At 68.6% G+C, this 18,444-nt stretch carries 15 protein-coding genes; 12 read left to right on the top strand and 3 right to left on the bottom strand.

The genetic code is table 11. From position 1 onward, the window contains the following. The first annotated feature begins 8 nt into the window (after window positions 1–8). The 9 genes from N8888_RS15050 (at window position 9) to tkt (ending at window position 12,632) form a co-directional block, all read left to right on the top strand. Complete coding sequence (locus N8888_RS15050) at window positions 9–1,979, top strand: type IV pilus secretin PilQ (protein ID WP_053518459.1); 1,971 nt, start codon at window positions 9–11, stop codon at window positions 1,977–1,979. Between the two features lie 172 nt (window positions 1,980–2,151). Continuing rightward, window positions 2,152–3,177, top strand: coding sequence for an AAA family ATPase (locus N8888_RS15045; RefSeq protein WP_263175513.1), 1,026 nt, complete (start codon window positions 2,152–2,154; stop codon window positions 3,175–3,177). A gap of 8 nt (window positions 3,178–3,185) precedes the next feature. Next, on the top strand, window positions 3,186–4,115 hold the full coding sequence (locus N8888_RS15040; protein ID WP_065181673.1) for a DUF58 domain-containing protein: 930 nt from the start codon (window positions 3,186–3,188) through the stop codon (window positions 4,113–4,115). Continuing rightward, window positions 4,112–4,561, top strand: coding sequence for a DUF4381 family protein (locus N8888_RS15035; protein WP_253118326.1), 450 nt, complete (start codon window positions 4,112–4,114; stop codon window positions 4,559–4,561). Before N8888_RS15040 ends, N8888_RS15035 begins: the two co-directional genes overlap by 4 nt. Then, on the top strand, window positions 4,558–5,562 hold the full coding sequence (locus N8888_RS15030; RefSeq protein ID WP_253118327.1) for a vWA domain-containing protein: 1,005 nt from the start codon (window positions 4,558–4,560) through the stop codon (window positions 5,560–5,562). The genes N8888_RS15035 and N8888_RS15030 overlap by 4 nt, the downstream gene beginning before the upstream one ends. Further along, entirely contained in the window at window positions 5,559–7,364 is a 1,806-nt protein-coding gene (locus tag N8888_RS15025; RefSeq protein WP_263175509.1) for a VWA domain-containing protein, read from the top strand. Before N8888_RS15030 ends, N8888_RS15025 begins: the two co-directional genes overlap by 4 nt. Then, entirely contained in the window at window positions 7,361–9,055 is a 1,695-nt protein-coding gene (locus N8888_RS15020) for a BatD family protein (protein ID WP_263175508.1), read from the top strand. The genes N8888_RS15025 and N8888_RS15020 overlap by 4 nt, the downstream gene beginning before the upstream one ends. 57 nt (window positions 9,056–9,112) lie before the next feature. After that, window positions 9,113–10,432 carry a dicarboxylate/amino acid:cation symporter gene (locus N8888_RS15015; protein ID WP_053518469.1) on the top strand — a complete coding sequence of 440 codons (1,320 nt, stop codon included), beginning with the start codon at window positions 9,113–9,115 and terminating at the stop codon, window positions 10,430–10,432. Window positions 10,433–10,634: 202 nt separating this feature from the next. Continuing rightward, window positions 10,635–12,632: a transketolase gene (tkt, locus tag N8888_RS15010; protein WP_263175506.1), complete on the top strand. Its 1,998-nt coding sequence runs from the start codon at window positions 10,635–10,637 to the stop codon at window positions 12,630–12,632. 118 nt (window positions 12,633–12,750) lie between these two features. On the opposite strand, the gene N8888_RS15005 is transcribed toward tkt, so the two are convergent. Together N8888_RS15005 and N8888_RS15000 are read right to left on the bottom strand one after the other, a co-directional pair. After that, entirely contained in the window at window positions 12,751–14,703 is a 1,953-nt protein-coding gene (locus tag N8888_RS15005; RefSeq protein ID WP_263175505.1) for an acetyl-CoA hydrolase/transferase C-terminal domain-containing protein, read from the bottom strand. 33 nt (window positions 14,704–14,736) lie between these two features. After that, window positions 14,737–15,294 (bottom strand): flavin reductase family protein, encoded by a 558-nt coding sequence (locus N8888_RS15000; RefSeq protein ID WP_053518474.1) that lies wholly within the window; start codon window positions 15,292–15,294, stop codon window positions 14,737–14,739. 121 nt (window positions 15,295–15,415) lie between these two features. Here N8888_RS15000 and N8888_RS14995 point away from each other — a divergent pair, with 121 nt between their 5' ends. Genes N8888_RS14995 through N8888_RS14985 form a run of 3 tightly spaced genes read left to right on the top strand, consistent with a single transcriptional unit; the run spans window position 15,416 to window position 17,584 of the window. After that, window positions 15,416–15,781: a BlaI/MecI/CopY family transcriptional regulator gene (locus tag N8888_RS14995; protein WP_263175502.1), complete on the top strand. Its 366-nt coding sequence runs from the start codon at window positions 15,416–15,418 to the stop codon at window positions 15,779–15,781. Further along, window positions 15,774–17,027 carry a M56 family metallopeptidase gene (locus N8888_RS14990; protein WP_263175501.1) on the top strand — a complete coding sequence of 418 codons (1,254 nt, stop codon included), beginning with the start codon at window positions 15,774–15,776 and terminating at the stop codon, window positions 17,025–17,027. Before N8888_RS14995 ends, N8888_RS14990 begins: the two co-directional genes overlap by 8 nt. Then, window positions 17,024–17,584: a hypothetical protein gene (locus tag N8888_RS14985; protein ID WP_065175751.1), complete on the top strand. Its 561-nt coding sequence runs from the start codon at window positions 17,024–17,026 to the stop codon at window positions 17,582–17,584. The genes N8888_RS14990 and N8888_RS14985 overlap by 4 nt, the downstream gene beginning before the upstream one ends. A 55-nt stretch (window positions 17,585–17,639) precedes the next feature. Here the strand turns inward: N8888_RS14985 and N8888_RS14980 are convergent, their stop codons facing one another. After that, complete coding sequence (locus tag N8888_RS14980) at window positions 17,640–18,440, bottom strand: MBL fold metallo-hydrolase (RefSeq protein WP_197600554.1); 801 nt, start codon at window positions 18,438–18,440, stop codon at window positions 17,640–17,642. Window positions 18,441–18,444 lie beyond the last annotated feature (4 nt).

The following is an 18,444-nucleotide window of genomic DNA, read 5'->3' as shown; positions in this document are numbered from 1 at the left end:
ATAGCACGATGACCTTTCACCAAGCCAAGGGGCTGCGTCCCATCCGGCGCTCTACCTTGAACCGTGTCAGCGCGCTGGGAGTCGCGCTGATGCTGGCCTGCGCTCCGGCGCTGGCCGCCGCACCGGCGGAGAAACCGGCCAGCACCGCGGTGGCCCCTTCGGCCCCGGCGACAACTGGCCTGTCGGTGTCCAAGATCGATTTCAAGCGCGGCGATGATGGCGTCGGCCGCCTGATCCTGCAGTTCGACGGCCAGGGCGCGATTCCCGACCTGCGCACGCAGGGCAGCAACGTCGTGGTCGACGTGGGCAACGCGCGCCTGCCGGCCAACCTGCAGAAGCCGATGAACGTGGTCGACTTTGCCACGCCCGTGCAGCGCATCGATGCCAAGCCATCGGGCGCCGGGACCCAGCTGGTGCTGAGCACGGCGGGTACGGTGGAGTCGCTGGCCTACCAGAGCGGCAACGAATACGTGGTCGAGATCAGTCCGCGACAGGCGCCCGCCGCCGTCGGTGCGGTCAACGCCGGTACGGTCACCCAGGCGGCGAAGGCCGTCGGCCAGCGTGGCTACTCGGGCAAGCCGGTCACCTTCAACTTCCAGGACGTGCCGGTGCGCACGGTGCTGCAGTTGATCGCCGAAGAATCCAACCTCAATGTCGTGGCGTCCGATTCGGTACAGGGCAACGTGACCCTGCGCCTGGTCAACGTTCCGTGGGACCAGGCGCTGGACATCGTGCTGCGCGCGAAGGGCCTGGACAAGCGTCGCGATGGCAGCGTGATCTGGGTCGCGCCGCAGGCCGAGCTGGCCAAGTTCGAGCAGGAGAAGGAAGACGCCCGCATCGCCATCGAGAACCGCGAAGACCTGGTGACCGATTACGTGCAGATCAACTACCACAGCGCGACGCAGATCTTCAAAGCGCTGACCGAGGCCAAGGGCATCGGCGGCGGTGGCGGTGGTGGAAGTGGCGGTTCCTCGTCGCAGGAGGAAAGCGGGTTCCTGTCCACGCGCGGCCGCATCGTTGCCGACGAGCGCACCAACACGCTGATGATCAGCGACATCCCCAAGAAGATCGCACGCATGCGCGAACTGATCGGGGTGATCGATCGTCCAGTGGACCAGGTGCTGATCGAAAGCCGCATCGTGATCGCCACCGACACCTTCGCCCGCGAACTGGGTGCGAAGTTCGGCATCAGCGGCAGCCGCGACAATGTCTACTTCAGCGGCAGCCTCGACGCCAACGCCAAGACCCGCAAATCGCAGGTCGATACCGCGCTGGAGAACGCCAAGGCCGTGCGTGAGTGGCAGGCCGGTGGCAGTGTCGGTCCGGCACCCGTGCCGACCGGCTCGACCATCGAGCGTGGCCTGAACTGGAACCTGCCGGTGGCCCTGGCCAACAACCCGGGTTCGCTGGCGCTGTCGATCCTCAACGCGGGCTACCTGCTGGATGTCGAGTTGTCGGCCATGCAGGAGGAATCGCGTGGCGAAGTGATCTCCAATCCGCGCGTGGTCACCACCAACCAGCGCGAGGCGATGATCAAGCAGGGCAAGGAGATCGGTTACGTCACCATCAGCGGTACCGGTGCCGCCGGGGGCGCGGGTTCGACGCCGAACGTGCAGTTCAAGGAAGTCGTGCTGGAGCTGCGGGTGACCCCGACGATCACCAATGACAACCGCGTGTTCCTGAACATGCAGGTCAAGAAGGATGAAGTCGATCGCCTGATCGAACTGCAGGGCTACGGTACGGTGCCGTCGATCAACCGCCGCGAAGTCAATACCGCGGTGCTGGTCGAGGACGGCCAGACCGTGGTGATCGGCGGTGTGTACGAGTTCACCGATCGCAACAGCATCAGCAAGGTGCCGTTCCTGGGCGATGTGCCGTTCCTGGGCAATCTGTTCAAGAAGCGCGGTCGCAACAAGGACAAGGCCGAGCTGCTGGTGTTCGTGACGCCGAAGGTGCTGCGCGTGGCCAAGCAGAACTGAGCCACCGCCTGCAGCAGGTGCGAAACGGGGCCGCCATGTGCGGCCCCGTCTGCGTTGCGGCCATGCATCCACGCAGGGCGTGGACGCTGTTCAGCGTCTCTTGATGCCATCGCCGGGGCACCCTGCGATGATGTCGGGAACCCGTGCCGTCCTGTGCCGGTCAAAGGCCCTCATGAACCTGCCCCCGCCGATGCCCGAATCTGCAATGCCGGCTGCCACGCCGGCCACGTCCCACCTGCACGCGGCGTTCAACACGTTGCGCGAGGCGCTGTCGGCCGAGATCGTCGGCCAGGCCGCCCTGGTCGAGCGCCTGCTGATCGCGCTGCTGGCTGATGGCCATCTGCTCGTGGAGGGCGCGCCCGGGTTGGCCAAGACCACCGCCATCCGCGCCCTGGCAGCGCGCCTGGAGGCCGATTTCGCGCGCGTGCAGTTCACCCCGGACCTGTTGCCTGCCGATCTGACCGGCACCGAGATCTGGCGCCCGCAGGAAGGCCGTTTTGAATTCGTGCCGGGCCCGATCTTCCATCCGATCCTGCTGGCCGATGAAATCAATCGTGCGCCGGCCAAGGTGCAGTCGGCGCTGCTGGAAGCGATGGGCGAGCGCCAGGTCACCGTGGGTCGCCACACCTATGCGTTGCCCTCGTTGTTCCTGGTGATGGCCACGCAGAACCCGATTGAGCAGGAGGGCACGTTCCCGTTGCCCGAAGCGCAGCTGGACCGCTTCCTGATGCATGTGCGCATCGGTTATCCGGACCAGACGGCCGAGGCGCAAATCCTGCGGCTGGCGCGCGAACGTGCGCGCGGCGCGCTGGGTGAAGCCCCGGCGGCCCCGGAGAAAATGCCGATGCAGGATGTCTTCCAGGCGCGTCGCCAGGTACTGGACCTGCACATGGCACCGGCCCTGGAACGCTACCTGGTGGAGCTGGTGCTGGCCTCCCGCGATCCGGCCCGCTACGACCCCGCGCTGGGCCGTCGCATCGCGTGGGGCGCAAGCCCGCGCGGTTCGATCGCGCTGGAGCGTTGCGCGCGTGCGCGCGCATGGTTGGCCGGCCGTGACTTCGTCACCCCTGATGATGTGCGTGCGGTGGCTGCGGACGTGCTGCGCCATCGCGTGCTGCCGAGCTACGAGGCGACCGCCGAAGGCTGGGATGGCGAACGGCTGGTGCAGGAACTGCTGGCCCGGGTGCCGGCACCCTGAGCCTGCGCATGACCGATACATCCCAGGAGCATGGAGTGTCCGCCAGCGAAGGCGATGGACTGCGCCCGCAGCTGGCCGAGCTGGTGGCGCTGCGCCGTCTGGCCCAGCGTCCGCCGCCGCCCCGTCGCGGCCGCGCCGGCAATGCGGGGCAGGCACCATCGCCGCTGCGCGGGCGCGGCATGGAGTACGCGGAATCGCGCGAGTACGTCGCCGGTGACGATGCCCGTCATATCGACTGGCGCGTGACCGCGCGCACCGGTCGTGCCCATACCAAGCTGTTCCAGGCCGAACGCGAACGGGTCAGTCTGATCGTGGCCGATACCTCGCCTGCGCTGTATTTCGGCACCCGCGTGCGCTTCAAGTCGGTGCAGGCCGCGCGTGCCGGCGCAGTCGCCGCCTGGTCGGCGCAGCGCCGCGGCGACCGCATCGGTGCGCTGCGCGGCAGTGACCGCGAAGCGCCGGTGGCGCCGGCCGGTGGGCCGCGTGGCGTGCTGCGCGTGCTCGACGCGCTGACGCGCTGGTATGCGCAACCTCCGGCCGATGACCTGGGCCTGGAGCGCGCGCTGGACCACGCGGCGCGCGTACTGCGTCCGGGTGCACGGCTGCTGGTGCTGGCCGACCCGCAGCAGGCCATCCGCATTGCGCCGGCGCGATGGGGAGCGCTGGCCCAGCATCACGACCTCAGCCTGGTGCTGCTGGTCGATCCGCTGGAGCTGCAGCCGCCGTCGGCGCCCCTGCAGTTCCTTGCCGCCCAGCAGCGCATCGGACTGGACCTGCGCCGCAGCGACGTGCAGGCGCAGTGGCATGCGCATTTCGTTGAACCGCTGCAGGAACTGCAGCGCCAGCTGGGGGCACGCCGCATCGATGTGCAGGTACTGAGCAGTGACGCGGCCAGCGATGCCTGGCTGGCGCCGGCGCCTACCGAGGTACCCGCATGAGCGCAGCCCTGCCCCTGCGCGATGTGCAGCTGCCACCGGCACCGTCGTGGTGGCCACCGGCCCCCGGCTATCTGATGATCGGGGCGGTTCTGCTGCTGGCGCTGCTGATCCTCGCCCTGTTGTGGTGGCGTCGCCGTCGGCGTCAGCAGCGCTGGTTGCAGGCGTTTGATCGCGAGCTGGCGGGCGCGACCGATGCCGCCGCTGAGGTGGCGGCCATTGCGGGCCTGCTGCGCCGTGCCGCGCGTCAGGCACGGCCGGGCAGCGAAGCGTTGCATGACCACGCCTGGTGGCAGCGGGTGGATCCGCAGGCGACGTTGTCGGCGGCGCAGCGCGATCTGCTTGCCGAGGGCGCGTACCGGCCGCAGGTGGATGCGGCCGATGTCGCAGTGCTGCGCCGCTGGGCACGCGGACGTTACCTGGCGATGCTGCAGGAGCGGCGCCGATGAGTGCGCTGGCGAGTTACTGGCCCTGGCCGGACCTGCAGCTGGCCTGGCCATTGGCGCTGTTGGCGGTGCCGTTGCCGTTGCTGATGCTGGCCTGGAAGCGCCGTGCCGCCCCCGGCGCTGCGCTGCGCGTGCCCTATGCCGCGACCGAACTGGAGGCCCTGGCCGGAGCAGGCCGTATCGATGCGCGCAGGTGGCGTGCGCTGCTGCTGTGGCTGGGCTGGATCGCGCTGTGCGTGGCGCTGGCGCGGCCGCAGCAGTTGGGCGAGGCGACCACACCGCCGCAGCAGGGGCGCCAGATGATGCTGGCGATGGACGTGTCCGGCAGCATGGGCGAGGCCGACATGGTGCTCGGCGGCCAGGCCGTCGATCGGCTGACCGCCGCCAAGGCCGTGCTGGCCGACTTTCTTGACCGTCGTGCAGGCGATCGCATCGGCCTGCTGATCTTTGGTGATCGGGCCTATACGCTGACCCCGCTCACTGCCGACCTGGCCAGCGTCCGCGACCAGCTGCGCGACAGCGTGGTCGGCCTGGCCGGGCGCGAGACCGCCATCGGCGATGCCATCGGCCTTGCGGTCAAGCGCCTGCGCAGCCAGCCCGAGGGCCAGCGTGTGCTGATCCTGCTCACCGATGGCGTCAGCAATGCAGGCGTGCTGGAACCGCTGCGTGCGGCGGAGGTAGCGCGTGCCGAGGGCGTGCGCATCCACACCGTCGCCTTTGGCGGCGATGGCAGCATGCGCTTTCTCGGCATTCCGATTTCCGCCGACCAGGACCCGGTGGACGAGGCGACGCTCAGGCAGATCGCCCGGATGACCGGCGGCCAGTTCTTCCGCGCCCGCGACACGGCCGAGCTTGCAGGCATCTATGCCGAGCTGGACCGGCTGGAGCCCATCGCGGAGAAGGGGCCGGTCCTGCGCCCGCGCGATGAGCGTTATCCCTGGCCGCTGGGCGTGGCGCTGCTGCTCGGTGCGCTTGCGTGGGCATGGCCGGAGCGTCGTCGATGATCGCCCTGGCATCCCATCTGCCGGACTGGAACGCGCTGCATTTCCTGCGGCCTGACTGGCTGTGGGCGTTGGCCGCGCTGCCGTTGATCGTGGCCGTAGCGGTGTATCGACAGCGCCGCAGCGATGCATGGCGGCAGGCGGTCGATGCCCATCTGCTGCCCCATCTGCTGGCGTCGGGGCCGCGCCGTCGCATGCGCCTGCCGTGGGCGCAGCTGCTGGGCTGGACGCTGGCGTGCCTGGCCCTGGCCGGGCCCAGCTGGCGACAGCAGGCGCAGCCGATGTTCCAGGCCAGCGCACCGTTGCTGGTGGTGCTGGACCTGTCCAGCCGGATCACCGCCACCGACCTGCCGCCGTCGCGCCTGCTGCAGGCGCGGGCCAAGATCGGCACGTTGCTGCGCGCCCGCGAGGGTGGCCAGGTTGGGCTGATCGTCTATGCGGACGATGCCTATACCGTCGCTCCGTTGACCGAGGATGCCAGCAATGTCGCGCTCTATCTGGACGCGCTGTCGCCGGATGTCATGCCGCGCGATGGCCAGCGTGCCGATCGTGGCATCGATTGGGCGACACGGCTGATGCGGCAGACCGGCACGCCCCAGGGGCAGATCCTGGTGGTCACCGACCAGGCTGACGATGAGGCCGAACTCGCTGCTTCGCAGGCCCGCAGCCTGGGGCTGCAGGTGTCGGTGCTGGGTCTGGGAACTCCGGGCGGTGCCGCGTACCGCGACAGCAGCGGCCAGATCCGCCAGGCCGCGCTGGACGAAGGCCGCCTGCGCGCCGTGGCGACGGCCGGCGGCGGCCGCTATGTGCGGATCGCCGCCGATGACCGCGACCTGCGCGCGCTGGGTGTGCTCGATGCCCGTGAGGGCACAGCGCTGCAGCGGCCGGGTACCGGTCACCAATGGCGCGACGAAGGCTTCTGGTTGCTGCCGCCGTTGATGCTGCTTGCGCTGCTGGCGTTCCGACGGCGTGCGCTGCTGGCTGCCGTGCTGGCGGTCGGCCTGTTGCCGTGGACGGACGGCGCGCAGGCGCAGGCGCAGGCACAGACGCGGCCGGTGCAGGGCACGCTGTGGAAGCGGGCGGACCAGGTGCAGCATCAGCGTCTGGCCGAAGGCGTACAGGCCTACCGCCAGGGTGACTTCGCACGTGCCCGGCAGCAGTTCGAAGGGCTCGACACCGCGGCCGGCTGGTACAACCTCGGCAATGTGCTGGCCCGCCAGGGCCAGTACGACGATGCCATAGCCGCCTACGATCGCGCACTGGCCCTGCACCCGGGGATGGCCGACGCGGTGGCCAACCGTGCGTTTGTCGATGCTGCACGCAAGCGCAAGTCGCCGGGTGGCCAGCGGCAGAACCCGGGACAGCAGAATCCGCCCCGGAAGCCGTCCTCGACGCCGCAGGATCAGCAGGGCCAGCCACAGCAGGGCCAGCCGTCGGGGCAGGGACAGCCGCAGGCGCCCTCGCAGCGCCCCCCGCCCTCAGACGCCGGCGCCCAGCCGCAACCGCGGCCCGGTGAGCGTGGTAATCAGGGGCCGCCGTCACCGCCCCAGGCCGAGGACGCCCATGCGCAGGCCGAGGCCGACGCGCAGCAGCGACAGCGCATGCAGCAGGCCATCGAACAGGGGCGCGAGGGCCGGGAGAAGAATGATCCGACCGTGGCGGGCGATGACGGCCGCACGCCGCGCCAGCGTGAGGAACAACAGGCGGTGGACGCCTGGATGCGGCGCGTGCCGGATGATCCGGGCGCGTTGCTGCGTGCCAAGTTCCAGCTGGAAAACGAACGCAGGAAGAGGGAAGGGCGATGAACATGCACGGCCTACGCCGGTGTGCGGCAATGCTGCTGCTGTGGCTGCCATTGATGGCCTGGGCACAGCCGCGGGCATGGCTGGACCGCGATCGCATCGCGATGGGCGATACGGTCACCCTCAACGTGCAGAGTGATGCCGGTGCGCCCGACTTCGCGCCGCTGCGCGGTGACTTCGATCTCAGTGGGCAGACCAGCAGCCGCCAGGTGGAGTGGAGCAACGGCAGCATGCAGCAACGCAGTCTGTATGGCGTGGCACTGACACCGCGACGCAGTGGCGCGCTGACGATCCCGGCCCTGCAGGTGGGTACTGCGCAGACCGCACCGCTGACGTTGCAGGTGGACGCCGCCGCCCCGGTCACCGCTGCCAACGGTGCGGCCATGGCGTTCATACAGACCGATGTCGACGATGACACGCCCTACGTGCAGCAGAGCGTTGGCGTGGTCGTGCGCCTGTTCTTCGCCTCGCAGCTGGCCTCCGGCGAGCTCATCGTGGATACGCCCGCCGGTGCCTCGCTGCAGCGGGTGGGCGACGACCGCACCGACGTGAGGCAGGTCAATGGACGCCGCTACAACGTGGTCGAGCGCCGCTTCCTGCTGATTCCCGAGCGCAGCGGGACACTGCGCCTGGCCGGCGCGCGCTTCAACGGCCGCAGCGCAGGCGGCTTCTTCGATGACTTCTTCGGAGGGGGCGATGGCCGCATGAACGCCACCGGCGCCGACCGCACGCTGCAGGTGCAGGCACAGCCGGTGCAGGCGCCGCAGCCGTGGCTGCCGTTGCAGGGCCTGCAGTTGCGCTATACCAGCGCGCCGAGTACTGCGCGTACCGGCGAGGCCGCCACCATCGTGGTCGAAGCGATCGCCGAAGGTGCCACCCGTGCCCAGTTCACCGACCTTCCGGTTCCGGACCTCGGCACGGCGGCGCAGGTGTTCGCCGAACCGGCGCAGTACGAAGAGACCTTCACTGGCAGCACCCCGCGGTTGAAGATCACCCGTCGTTACTCCGTCGTGCCCCGCGAGCCGGGTCCGCTGCAGGTGCCGGGGCCGAGGGTGTCATGGTGGAACGTGCGCGACGGCAGCGCGCAGCAGGCACGACTGCCGGACCTGGCACTGACGGTCAGCGCCGGTACGGGCACTGCCGCGCCCGCCCCGCCGCCGCCGATCGACACCGATGCAGCGCTGCCCGACGACGACACGCGCATTGCGCCCACCGATCCGATCGCCTCGGGGACGCCGAGCCAGCCCTGGCCCTGGATTGCCGCGGTGATCGGCCTGGCGCTGCTGTGGCTGCTGACCCTGCTGTGGGGCTGGCAGCGCGGACGCGGTGGGCCGTCCATGCGCGGTGCCACTCGCCCGCCGGGGCCGCCGTCCGGGCCGGAAGCCAGCGAAGGACGCGGCAGCGTCGCCGAACTGCGCCGGGTGCTGGACGGCGAGGGCTTCGACCAGGTCGAAGCGCAGCTGTGCGCGATGGCAGGTGTACCGCGGCTGGAGCAGGTCATCGCCAGGCTGGGTGATCCGATCCAGCGCCGAGTGCTGCAGGACCTCCAGCAGGTGCGATGGGGCGGGCAGGGAGAGCCGGCACCGCTGCGTGTGCGGTTGCGCGAGGCCTTCCGTGACGGACCACACTGGTCGGGGACCGCCCGCGGCACCGACACTGGGCTGGCGCCGCTGTATCCGCAGCGCCGAACCTGAACCGGCGCCGCTTGCGCGCTTTGTTAGAGTGCATTCATTTTTCGAGGAAACCTGCGTATGACAGCAGCTGCCGCCGGCAAGAAGACGTTGCCCCTGCACTGGAAGATGGGCATCGGCTTCGCGATCGGCCTGATCCTGGGACTGACCGTGCACGCCCTGGGTGGCAGCGTCGATGGTCTGCAGACCGGTGCCAAGTGGGTCATGGACTACATCACCACGCCTGCATCGGGGCTGTTCCTCAACCTGATCTTCATGCTGATCGTGCCGTTGATCTTCTCGGCGCTGATCATGGGCGTGTCGGAGATGGGCGACATCCGCGCCCTCGGCCGCATCGGCTGGAAGACGCTGGCCTATACCGTGCTGCTGTCCGGCATCGCCGTGGCCATCGGCCTGGTGCTGGTCAACCTGCTCAAGCCCGGCGTCGGCGTCGATCCGCAGACCGCCGCGCTGATGCTCTCGGAGAACGCCGAACGCAGCAAGGAGATCGTCGCCGGCATCCATGGCACGCCGAAGGGCATGGACATGCTGCTGTCGATCGTGCCGAGCAACGTGCTGCAGGCGGCCTCCGACAACGGCGCGATCCTCTCGCTGATGTTCTTCGCGCTGATGTTCGGCATCGGCATGGTGCTGACCGATGACGAGAAGGTCGCCCCGCTGCGCCGCGCCATCGAAGGCGTGTTCGAAATCTCGATGACCCTGATCAACCTGGTCATCCGCCTGGCACCGTATGCGGTGGCCTGCTTCATGTTCAACCTGGCCGCGCTGTTCGGTTTCGAGCTGATCATCCGCCTGGGCGCCTACGTGGGCGTGGTGGTGCTGGCACTGGGCCTGCACATGGTGGTGACCTACGGCGCCGCCGTGTGGCTGTCGGGCCGTTCGCCGCTGTCGTTCTTCCGCGATACCCAGGAAGCGACGGTGATGGCCTTCTCCACCGCCTCCAGCAACGCCACCCTGCCGACCGCGCTGCGCGTGGCCGACCAGATGGGCCTGCCGCAGCGCGTGTCCCGCTTCGTGCTGACCGTGGGCGCCACCGCCAACCAGAACGGCACGGCGCTGTTCGAGGGCGTGACGGTGATCTTCCTGGCCCAGTTCTTCGGCGTGGACCTGAGCATCGGCCAGCAGATCATGGTGATGGCGGTGTGCATCCTGGGGGGCATCGGTACCGCGGGCGTGCCGTCGGGTTCGCTGCCGGTGGTGGCGATGATCTGCGCCATGGTGGGGGTCAACCCGCTGGGGATCGGCCTGATCCTGGGCGTGAACCATTTCCTGGACATGTGCCGCACGGCGCTGAACGTGACCGGCGATCTGGCGCTGACCACCCTGGTGGCCAAGGGCGAGGGCCACGACGGCCCGGCGCTGGTTCCCGACCGCGACTGAGTCCTGGCGACCTGATCGGGGTCGGATTCCTTTCCGCAGGGAAAGGGCTCCGCCCCCTTTTCACATGCGGAATCCGGCGGAGATCACGACGTTGCCGGCCAGCGCCCGCACGACCGGGCAAGTGGAACTGACCCCCACCCGGTGACTATGGGACAATAGGCCGCCCGCACGTCCGCGGCCGCCTCCCGATTCCGACAGAACCATGACGCAGCCTACCCGTCGCCAGTTGGCCAACGCCATCCGCTTCCTTGCCGCCGATGCGGTTGAAACCGCAAAGTCCGGCCACCCCGGCATGCCCATGGGCATGGCCGACATCGCCGAAGTGCTCTGGAACGACTACCTTCGCCACAACCCGAGCAATCCGCACTGGTTCAACCGCGACCGTTTCGTGCTGTCCAACGGCCACGGCTCGATGCTGCAGTACGCGCTGCTGCACCTGAGCGGTTACGACCTGCCGATCGAGCAGCTCAAGCTGTTCCGCCAGCTTGGCAGCCACACCGCCGGTCACCCGGAGCGCCATGAAACTCCCGGCGTGGAAACCACCACCGGCCCGCTGGGCCAGGGTTTCGCCAATGCCGTGGGCTTCGCCCTGGCCGAGAAGCTGCTGGCGCAGCGCTTCAACCGTCCGGAACTGGAAGTGGTCGACCATCGCACCTGGGTGTTCATGGGCGATGGCTGCCTGATGGAAGGCGTCTCGCATGAAGCCGCTTCGCTGGCCGGCACCTGGGGCCTGCACAAGCTGGTCTGCTTCTGGGACAACAACCACATCTCCATCGATGGCAACGTCGAAGGCTGGTTCACCGACAACACGCCGGAGCGTTTCGAGGCCTATGGCTGGAACGTGGTCCGCGATGTCGATGGTCACGACCCGGAGAGCATCAAGGCCGGCATCGAGGCCGCGCTGTCGCAGAGCGACAAGCCGACCCTGATCTGCTGCCGCACCACGATCGGCTTTGGTTCGCCGAACAAGGCCGGCAAGGAATCCAGCCACGGTGCCCCGCTGGGCAAGGACGAGCTGGAAGCCACCCGCAAGCAGCTGGGCTGGCAGTACGGCCCGTTTGAAATCCCGCAGGCCATCTACGATGGCTGGCGCGCCAACGGTGCCGGCACCCTGCGCCAGGCCGAATGGGAACAGCTGTTCGACAAGTATGCGGCCCAGTATCCGGCCGAAGCCGCTGAACTGACCCGTCGTTCGCACGGCGAACTGCCGGCCGACTTCGTTGCCCAGGCCGACGCGTACATCGCCAAGGTCGCGGCTGAAGGCCCGACGATCGCCTCGCGCAAGGCCTCGCAGCTGGCCATCGAGGCCTTCGCGCCGCTGCTGCCGGAAATCGTCGGCGGCTCGGCCGACCTGGCGCACTCCAACCTGACCCTGTGGAAGGGCAGCACCTCGGTCGCCAGCGACGACGCCAACGCCAACTACGTGTATTACGGCGTGCGCGAGTTCGGCATGACCGCGATCGCCAACGGCCTGGCGCTGCATGGCGGCTTCATTCCGTTCGATGCCACCTTCCTGGTGTTCAGCGATTACGCCCGCAACGGCGTTCGCATGAGCGCGCTGATCCCGGCCCATGCCATCCACGTCTACACCCACGATTCGATTGGCCTGGGCGAAGACGGTCCGACCCACCAGCCGGTGGAGCATCTGGCCTCGCTGCGCTACATCCCGAACAACGACGTGTGGCGCCCGTGCGATGCCGTCGAGTCGGCGGTGAGCTGGAAGGCGGCGATCACCCGCCAGGACGGCCCGAGCTGCCTGGTGTTCAGCCGTCAGAACCTGCCGCACCAGCCACGGAGCGCCGAGCAGATCGCGCAGATCGAGCGTGGCGGCTATGTGCTGGCCGACGCCGCCGGTACCCCGGACGTGATCCTGATCGCCACCGGTTCGGAAGTCTCGCTGGCCACGGAAGCGAAAGCCCAGCTGGACGCGGCCGGCCTCAAGACCCGCGTGGTCTCGATGCCGTCCACCGATGTGTTCCTGCGCCAGGATGCGGCATATCGTGAATCGGTGCTGCCGAACGCCGTGCGCAAGCGCGTGGCGGTGGAAGCCGGCGTCACTGGTTTCTGGCGCCAGTTCGTCGGCCTGGACGGTGCGGTGATCGGTATCGACACCTTCGGTGCCTCGGCCCCGGCCGACCAGCTGTACAAGCACTTCGGCATCACCGCCGCGCACGTGGTGGACGCCGCCAAGGCGCTGTAAGCAGCATCGCGATGTGATGCAGGGAAGGCCGGCGCAAGCCGGCCTTTCCTTTTGGGCTGGCGCCGGGCCATGCCCGGCGGATCGGCTGCTCGCCGGGCATGGCCCGGCGCTACCGGCTTCAGGCCGTGCGTGCCAGCGCCAGCCGCAGCAGGCGCGCGTCCAGCCGCTCGTTGAAGTCCTTCGGTGACTGCAGGCCCATGCGCTGCAGGTACACCGCATCGCCATCGCCGGCCGGTTGCCGCAGCGCTGCCCAGACGGTACGCAGCTTGTCGCCGCGGGTCTGCGTGTTGGCCTTCAACCAGCTCAGCGCCTTGACCAGTACCTGCTCGATCTCATTGAAGTCGCTGCCCAGCGGGTAGTCGGGCAGGGTGCCGTCGGAGCGGAAGGGGGCCAGCGCTGCGGCCAGGGTCTGCGGGGTATTGCGCTGCAGCCGCTGCGGATCGGGCTGCGGTGCGGCCAGCAGCTTGCGCGCGGCCTGTGCCTGCTGCAGCAGGCCCTGCTGGAACGGCGCCTCGGTGATCGCCGCCATTGCCTGCACGCAGTCCTCGTCGGTCAACCCGCGCAGGTCGGCGATGCCGTACTCGTCCAGGTAGATATCACGCAGATGGCGGGGAATGGTGGTGTGGCCATAATTCCAGCGCACGTTCGATTCGCGATGGCCCTTGTCATCGCGCGCGGCGCGGAACATCAGCACGCTGCGTGCTTCCGGCAGGGCATGGGCCATCGCCACGAAGTTGTACTGGCCGCCGACGCCGGAGACCACGCGGCCATCGTCCAGGGCATCGGAGACCGCCGCACCCAGCGCAGTGGCCATCATGCAGGAATTGAAGAAGCGTGCATGGCGGCGCTGCAGGCGCTCCAGCGTCTCGTTGCCGCCGTAAAGCTGGTTGATCTCACTGATGCGGCGCATGCCGATGGCGCGACGTTCATCCGCCGGCAACTCGCGCAGCCACTGGTAGAACTCCGGCGAGCCCAGGTAGAACGCGCCATGCAGGTATTCGCCTTCGGCGGCCAGCGTGGCATGGTCGATGGACAGCGTGCTGCCGTTCTCGATGCGCTGCATCAGCGCCAGGTCGTCATGCACCTTGCGCTTGATTACGCCGGTCTGGACCAGCCGCCGGAAGCCCTCGTTGAGCATCTCGCTGCAGCCGTACAGGCCGATCTCGAACGGCTCCAGGCCGCCGATTTCCTGTACCAGCGGATGTCGCGCAAGCTGCGGGTCCAGCGCGTGCAGCACGCGCCGGTAGCGCGCGTTGTCGGTATGCCGCAGCACCAGTGCATGGCTGAGTGCATCGGCCAGCGTGCCGATGCCGATCTGCAGCGTGCCGCCATCGCGCACCAGGGTGCTGGCATACAGGCCGATCGCATAGTCGGCGTCGGCGACCGGCTGCCGCGGCAGGCCGAACAGCGCCGGATACGGCGGCGGCGGGGTGATGACCAGGTCGAAGAAGGACACATCGACCGTGGCGGTGCCGCCCAGATAAGGCAGCTGCGGATCGATCTCGGCCACCATCAGCGGACGCGGCAGGCCGCGTGCGGCGATTGCATCGAGCGTGTCCTGGGTGATGTCGTTGTTGCAGGACAACGAGAGGCGGCGATCGTCCGGGCGCATCGCCACCTTCTGCACGATCACCTGCGGCGCGCGCTGGGCCACTGCATCAGCGGCATGGGTGTAGTTGAGGCTGGTGTAGCTGGACTGCGCCTGCCGGGAACCGAGCAGGGCGCCGGACTGCATGTAGAACTCCTCCACCTGCACATGGGCGGGCAGTGCGTCACGGGCGATCGCGTCGGCATAGGCCAGGCGGGGGAAATCCTCGCCGAAATGGCGCTGCGCGAAGGGGCCCAGGAAGCGGGCCTCCAGGCCGCTGCCCCGCACCTTCGGCGGATTCAACGACAGGGCAGTGTAGAGCTGGAGGGGGTGCGAGGGATCGTTCTCGACCCGTGCATACAGTGCATTGAGCAACCGGTGTGGCTTGCCCAGCGCCAGCGGTGCTCCGATCCGCAGCGGCCCTTCCACGCGCGCGAACAGCCAATCGACGGCGGCGTCCAGGTCGGTGAGGTGTTCGGTCATCCGGGGCAGTCCTGCGTAAGGGGAGTTCCGGCATTACAGCATGTCGGGCTTGAACCGCCGTCGACGCGAGACTTCCGCACCGGCCACCATGAAGCGGCCATCGCCACGGTAGTGCACGGTGCGCGGCAGTTTCGGCCGTGGCGCGACGTGGGCACGCACGATCTCCCAGATGAAAAGGTTGCTGGTCTCGATCTGGCTGTCGTCGTACAGGCGGCACTCGAAGCACGAATGGCACTGGCCGACCAGCGGCGCGCCGACCTCGCGGGCGGGCAGGGCATCCAGGCCGAAGTGCGCGAACTTGTCGACCTCCCGCCCGCTGCAGTTGCCGATGTCCACTACGGTATCGAGCAGCTCCACGCCCGGCACATTGATCACGCATTCGCCGCTGCCCCGCGCCAGCGCGAAGCTGTGGTTCTCGTTCCACAGATAGGTCGCCACCAGTGATGGCGAGAAGCCCATCACCATGTGCCAGCCCATCGTCATCAGGTTGCGCTGGCCACGCCATGCGGTGCTGACCAGCACGATCGGGCCGGGTTCGAGGAAGCGGCGGGCCTGTTCGACGGGGAAATCCTTCTTGGGCAGCGGTTTCATGCGCACTCCGGGACCGGAAGGGCCGATGCTGGGCCAGAGCGCATGAAGTGCAGGTCGATGGAGGGCTTGACAGCAGTTTTGATTACGTGCGTAATCGAATTGTCGATTACGGGCGTAAACAATGAATCCGATCAGTGAGGCCGAAGCCGTCGTGATGGAAGTGCTGTGGCAGCAGGCGCCCCGCGGTGCCGATGAGGTGGTTGCCGCACTGGTCCATCGGGACTGGGCCGAACCGACCATCAAGACGCTGCTCAACCGCCTGCTGACCAAGGGCGCGATCGCTGCCGAACGCGAAGGCCGCCGCTATCTGTATCGGCCGCTGCTGCAGCGCGAGGCTTGGGTCGCGGCGCAGAGCCAGGACTTTCTGGGCCGGGTGTTCGAAGGACGGGTGGCGCCATTGGTTGCCCATTTCAGTGAGCGCGGCCAGCTCAGCGCGCAGGACATCGCCGAACTGAAGAAGCTGATCCAGGAGCTGGACCATGAGTGAGGTGCTCGACAGCGTGTGGCGGGCCAGCGTGTGGCTGGCGCTGGCGGTGATCCTGCTGGCGGCGATGCGGCCGCTGCTGCTGCGGCTGGGAGGGCCCTCGCTGGCCTATCGCAGCTGGTGGTTGTTGCCCCTGCTGCTGGCAGGCCTGTTGCTGCCGTTGCCTGCGCTGCCCCTGCTGCAGCATGTGCCGACCCTGCCCCTGAACGTGATGCCTGTCGCGCCGGAGGGCGAGCCCACCCAGGTCATGCGCTGGTCGCAATGGTTGCTGCTGGCCTGGATGCTTGGCGTGGCGATCAGTCTGCTGCGCAGCCTGCGCGCGCAGCAGCGCTTCGAACGTGTCCTGGGCCGTCTGCAGGCGCGCGTCGACGGCAGCTGGCAGGCCAGTGCCGATCCCGGTCTGCCGGCCCTGGTCGGCCTGTGGCGGCCGCGCATCGTGGTCGGCCCCGATTTCGACCAGCAGTTCGATGCACGCGAGCAGGGCTTGATCCTGGCACATGAACGCAGCCATCGCCGCAATGGCGATCACTGGGCGAACGGCGCGTTGCTGCTTGCACGCGCAGCGTTCTGGTTCCATCCGCTGATGCCGTGGGCAACACGCAGGTTCCTGCGCGACCAGGAACTGGCCTGCGACGCCCGCACCATTGCCACGCAGCCTGCGCTGCGCGGACTTTACGCCAGCACGCTGCTGAAGGCGCAGCTGGTTCACCCGGTTGCGCCGGCAGTGTGTCACTGGCGCAGCCAACCCGTGTTGAAGGAGCGAATCGCCATGTTGAAGCAGTCCAAGCGGAAGGCATTGCCGTGGGTGTCCGGGCAGGTGCTGGTGGTCGGGGTTTGCGCGGGCCTGGCCACGGTGGCGTGGGCAAGCCAGCTCGGGATGGCCGGCGTGTCGTCGATCGGCGTCGAGCCAGCCGAGTACGCGCAGGCCGATGCCGCTGCGGCCGGCCTGCAGCGTCCAGCGCAGGTCGAGAGGATGGCACCGCCGAAGTATCCGGAGTCTGCGTTCCAGCAGGGCCTGACCGGCGTCGTCACCTTGAAGGTCGAGATCGACGCAGAGGGCAGGCCGACCGACGTACAGGTGCTCAGTGCCACCAATCCCGGTGTGTTCGATGCGGTGTCGATCACGGCCGCCAAGGGCTGGACCTTCCGGCCGGCCCTGAAGGATGGGCGTCCGGTGGCTTCCGCCGTGCGCATTCCGCTGACGTTCTCCATGAGTGAGGACGAGAGGGAAGCGGAGCGCGCGCGGTGAGGCAGGCCGCGCTTCTGTTGGCCACGCTGCTGGCCGGCTGTGCCACCCAGGAGCGACTGGGCACCGTTGACACCCGCAGCGAGAGTGTCGGCCATCAGCGGTTGCAGCCCACAGCGGCGGGCGGCAGCGGCCAGGTGCAGGCCTATGCGCTGGCAGCGGGCGAAGGCTATCGGATGCCGCAGCTGTATGCGGCGCCTGATCCGAAGGTGGGCGACCGCGATCCGCGTACCGAACTGGCGCCCACCACCATCTGCCTGCAGGTGGTGGTCGATGCGGAAGGCATGGTAGAGCGCAGCCTGCCGCTGACCGACCGCCCCGAGTGCGCCGCCGGCGCTGCAGCGGAGAACGCGCCGCTGCTGCAGGCGGCGCAGGAGGCGGTGGCGATGTGGAAGTACAGCGCTGCCGCGGTCTGCCACTACCCGGTCGGCAAGGTCCCAGCCGACCGCGGCGACTGCGGGAGCGCCGAGCGCATCGAGCCGGTGCCGGTCAGCCTGCTGTACGCCTTCACCTTCGAGATCGTGAAGGGCCGGCAGACGGTCCGTACGCAGGGGAAATGATCGCGCGTGATGCCGGGTAGCGCCGGGCCATGTCCGGCCAGTACAGCGGCGTCGATCAGGCGCCGCCCTGGATGTTGGCCTTCACCGCCGGTTGCATCAGCGCCGGCTCGGCCAGCGTGGCGTCGCGGGCCTGGCGCACGCTGACGAAGTCGGCTTCGGCCACGCCGTCATGCACGTGGATGTTGCGCGCGCGCTGCTCGCCGATGGTGGTCTCGTTGGCGATGTCGCGGCCGCCCGGGCCATAGTCGTGGCAGACGAACACACGGGTGGACTCGGGCAGCGCCAGCAGGCGCTGGATCGAGCGGTACAGCTGCGCCGCATCGCCGCCGGGGAAATCGCAGCGGGCGGTACCGCCGTCGGGCATGAACAGCGAATCGCCCGTAAACAGTGCGTCGCCGATCAGGTAGGCGATGCTGTCGCTGGTGTGGCCGGGCACGGCGATGACCTGGCCGCGCACTTCGCCCAGCGTGAAGGTCTCGCCGTCGGCGAACAGGTGGTCGAAGATGTTGTCCGCGGCAGGAAGCTGCAGGCCGAACCGCGGCGCAAAGGTCGCCTGCACGGCGCGGATGCCTTCACCGATGGCCAGCGTGGCGTGAGGGAAACGCTGCTTGAGCCGCCGCCCGGCCGACACATGGTCGGCGTGGGCGTGGGTCTCCAGCAGCCACCTCAGCCGCAGCCCCTGCTGCTCGATCGCGTGCAGTGCCGGCTGGACCGGCGACTCGCTGCTGGCATCGGTGTCCGGGTCGTAGTCCAGGACCGGATCGATCAGCGCAGCCTCGCCGCTGGCCGGGTCGCTGACCAGGTAGCTGAAGGTATTGCTGTCACGATGGAAGAACGACTGGACCTGGACCGGCATCGGC

It is taken from the genome of Stenotrophomonas maltophilia, from assembly GCF_025642255.1.
Lineage (GTDB): Bacteria > Pseudomonadota > Gammaproteobacteria > Xanthomonadales > Xanthomonadaceae > Stenotrophomonas > Stenotrophomonas maltophilia_P.
This window is presented reverse-complemented; position numbering and strand designations above follow the sequence as displayed.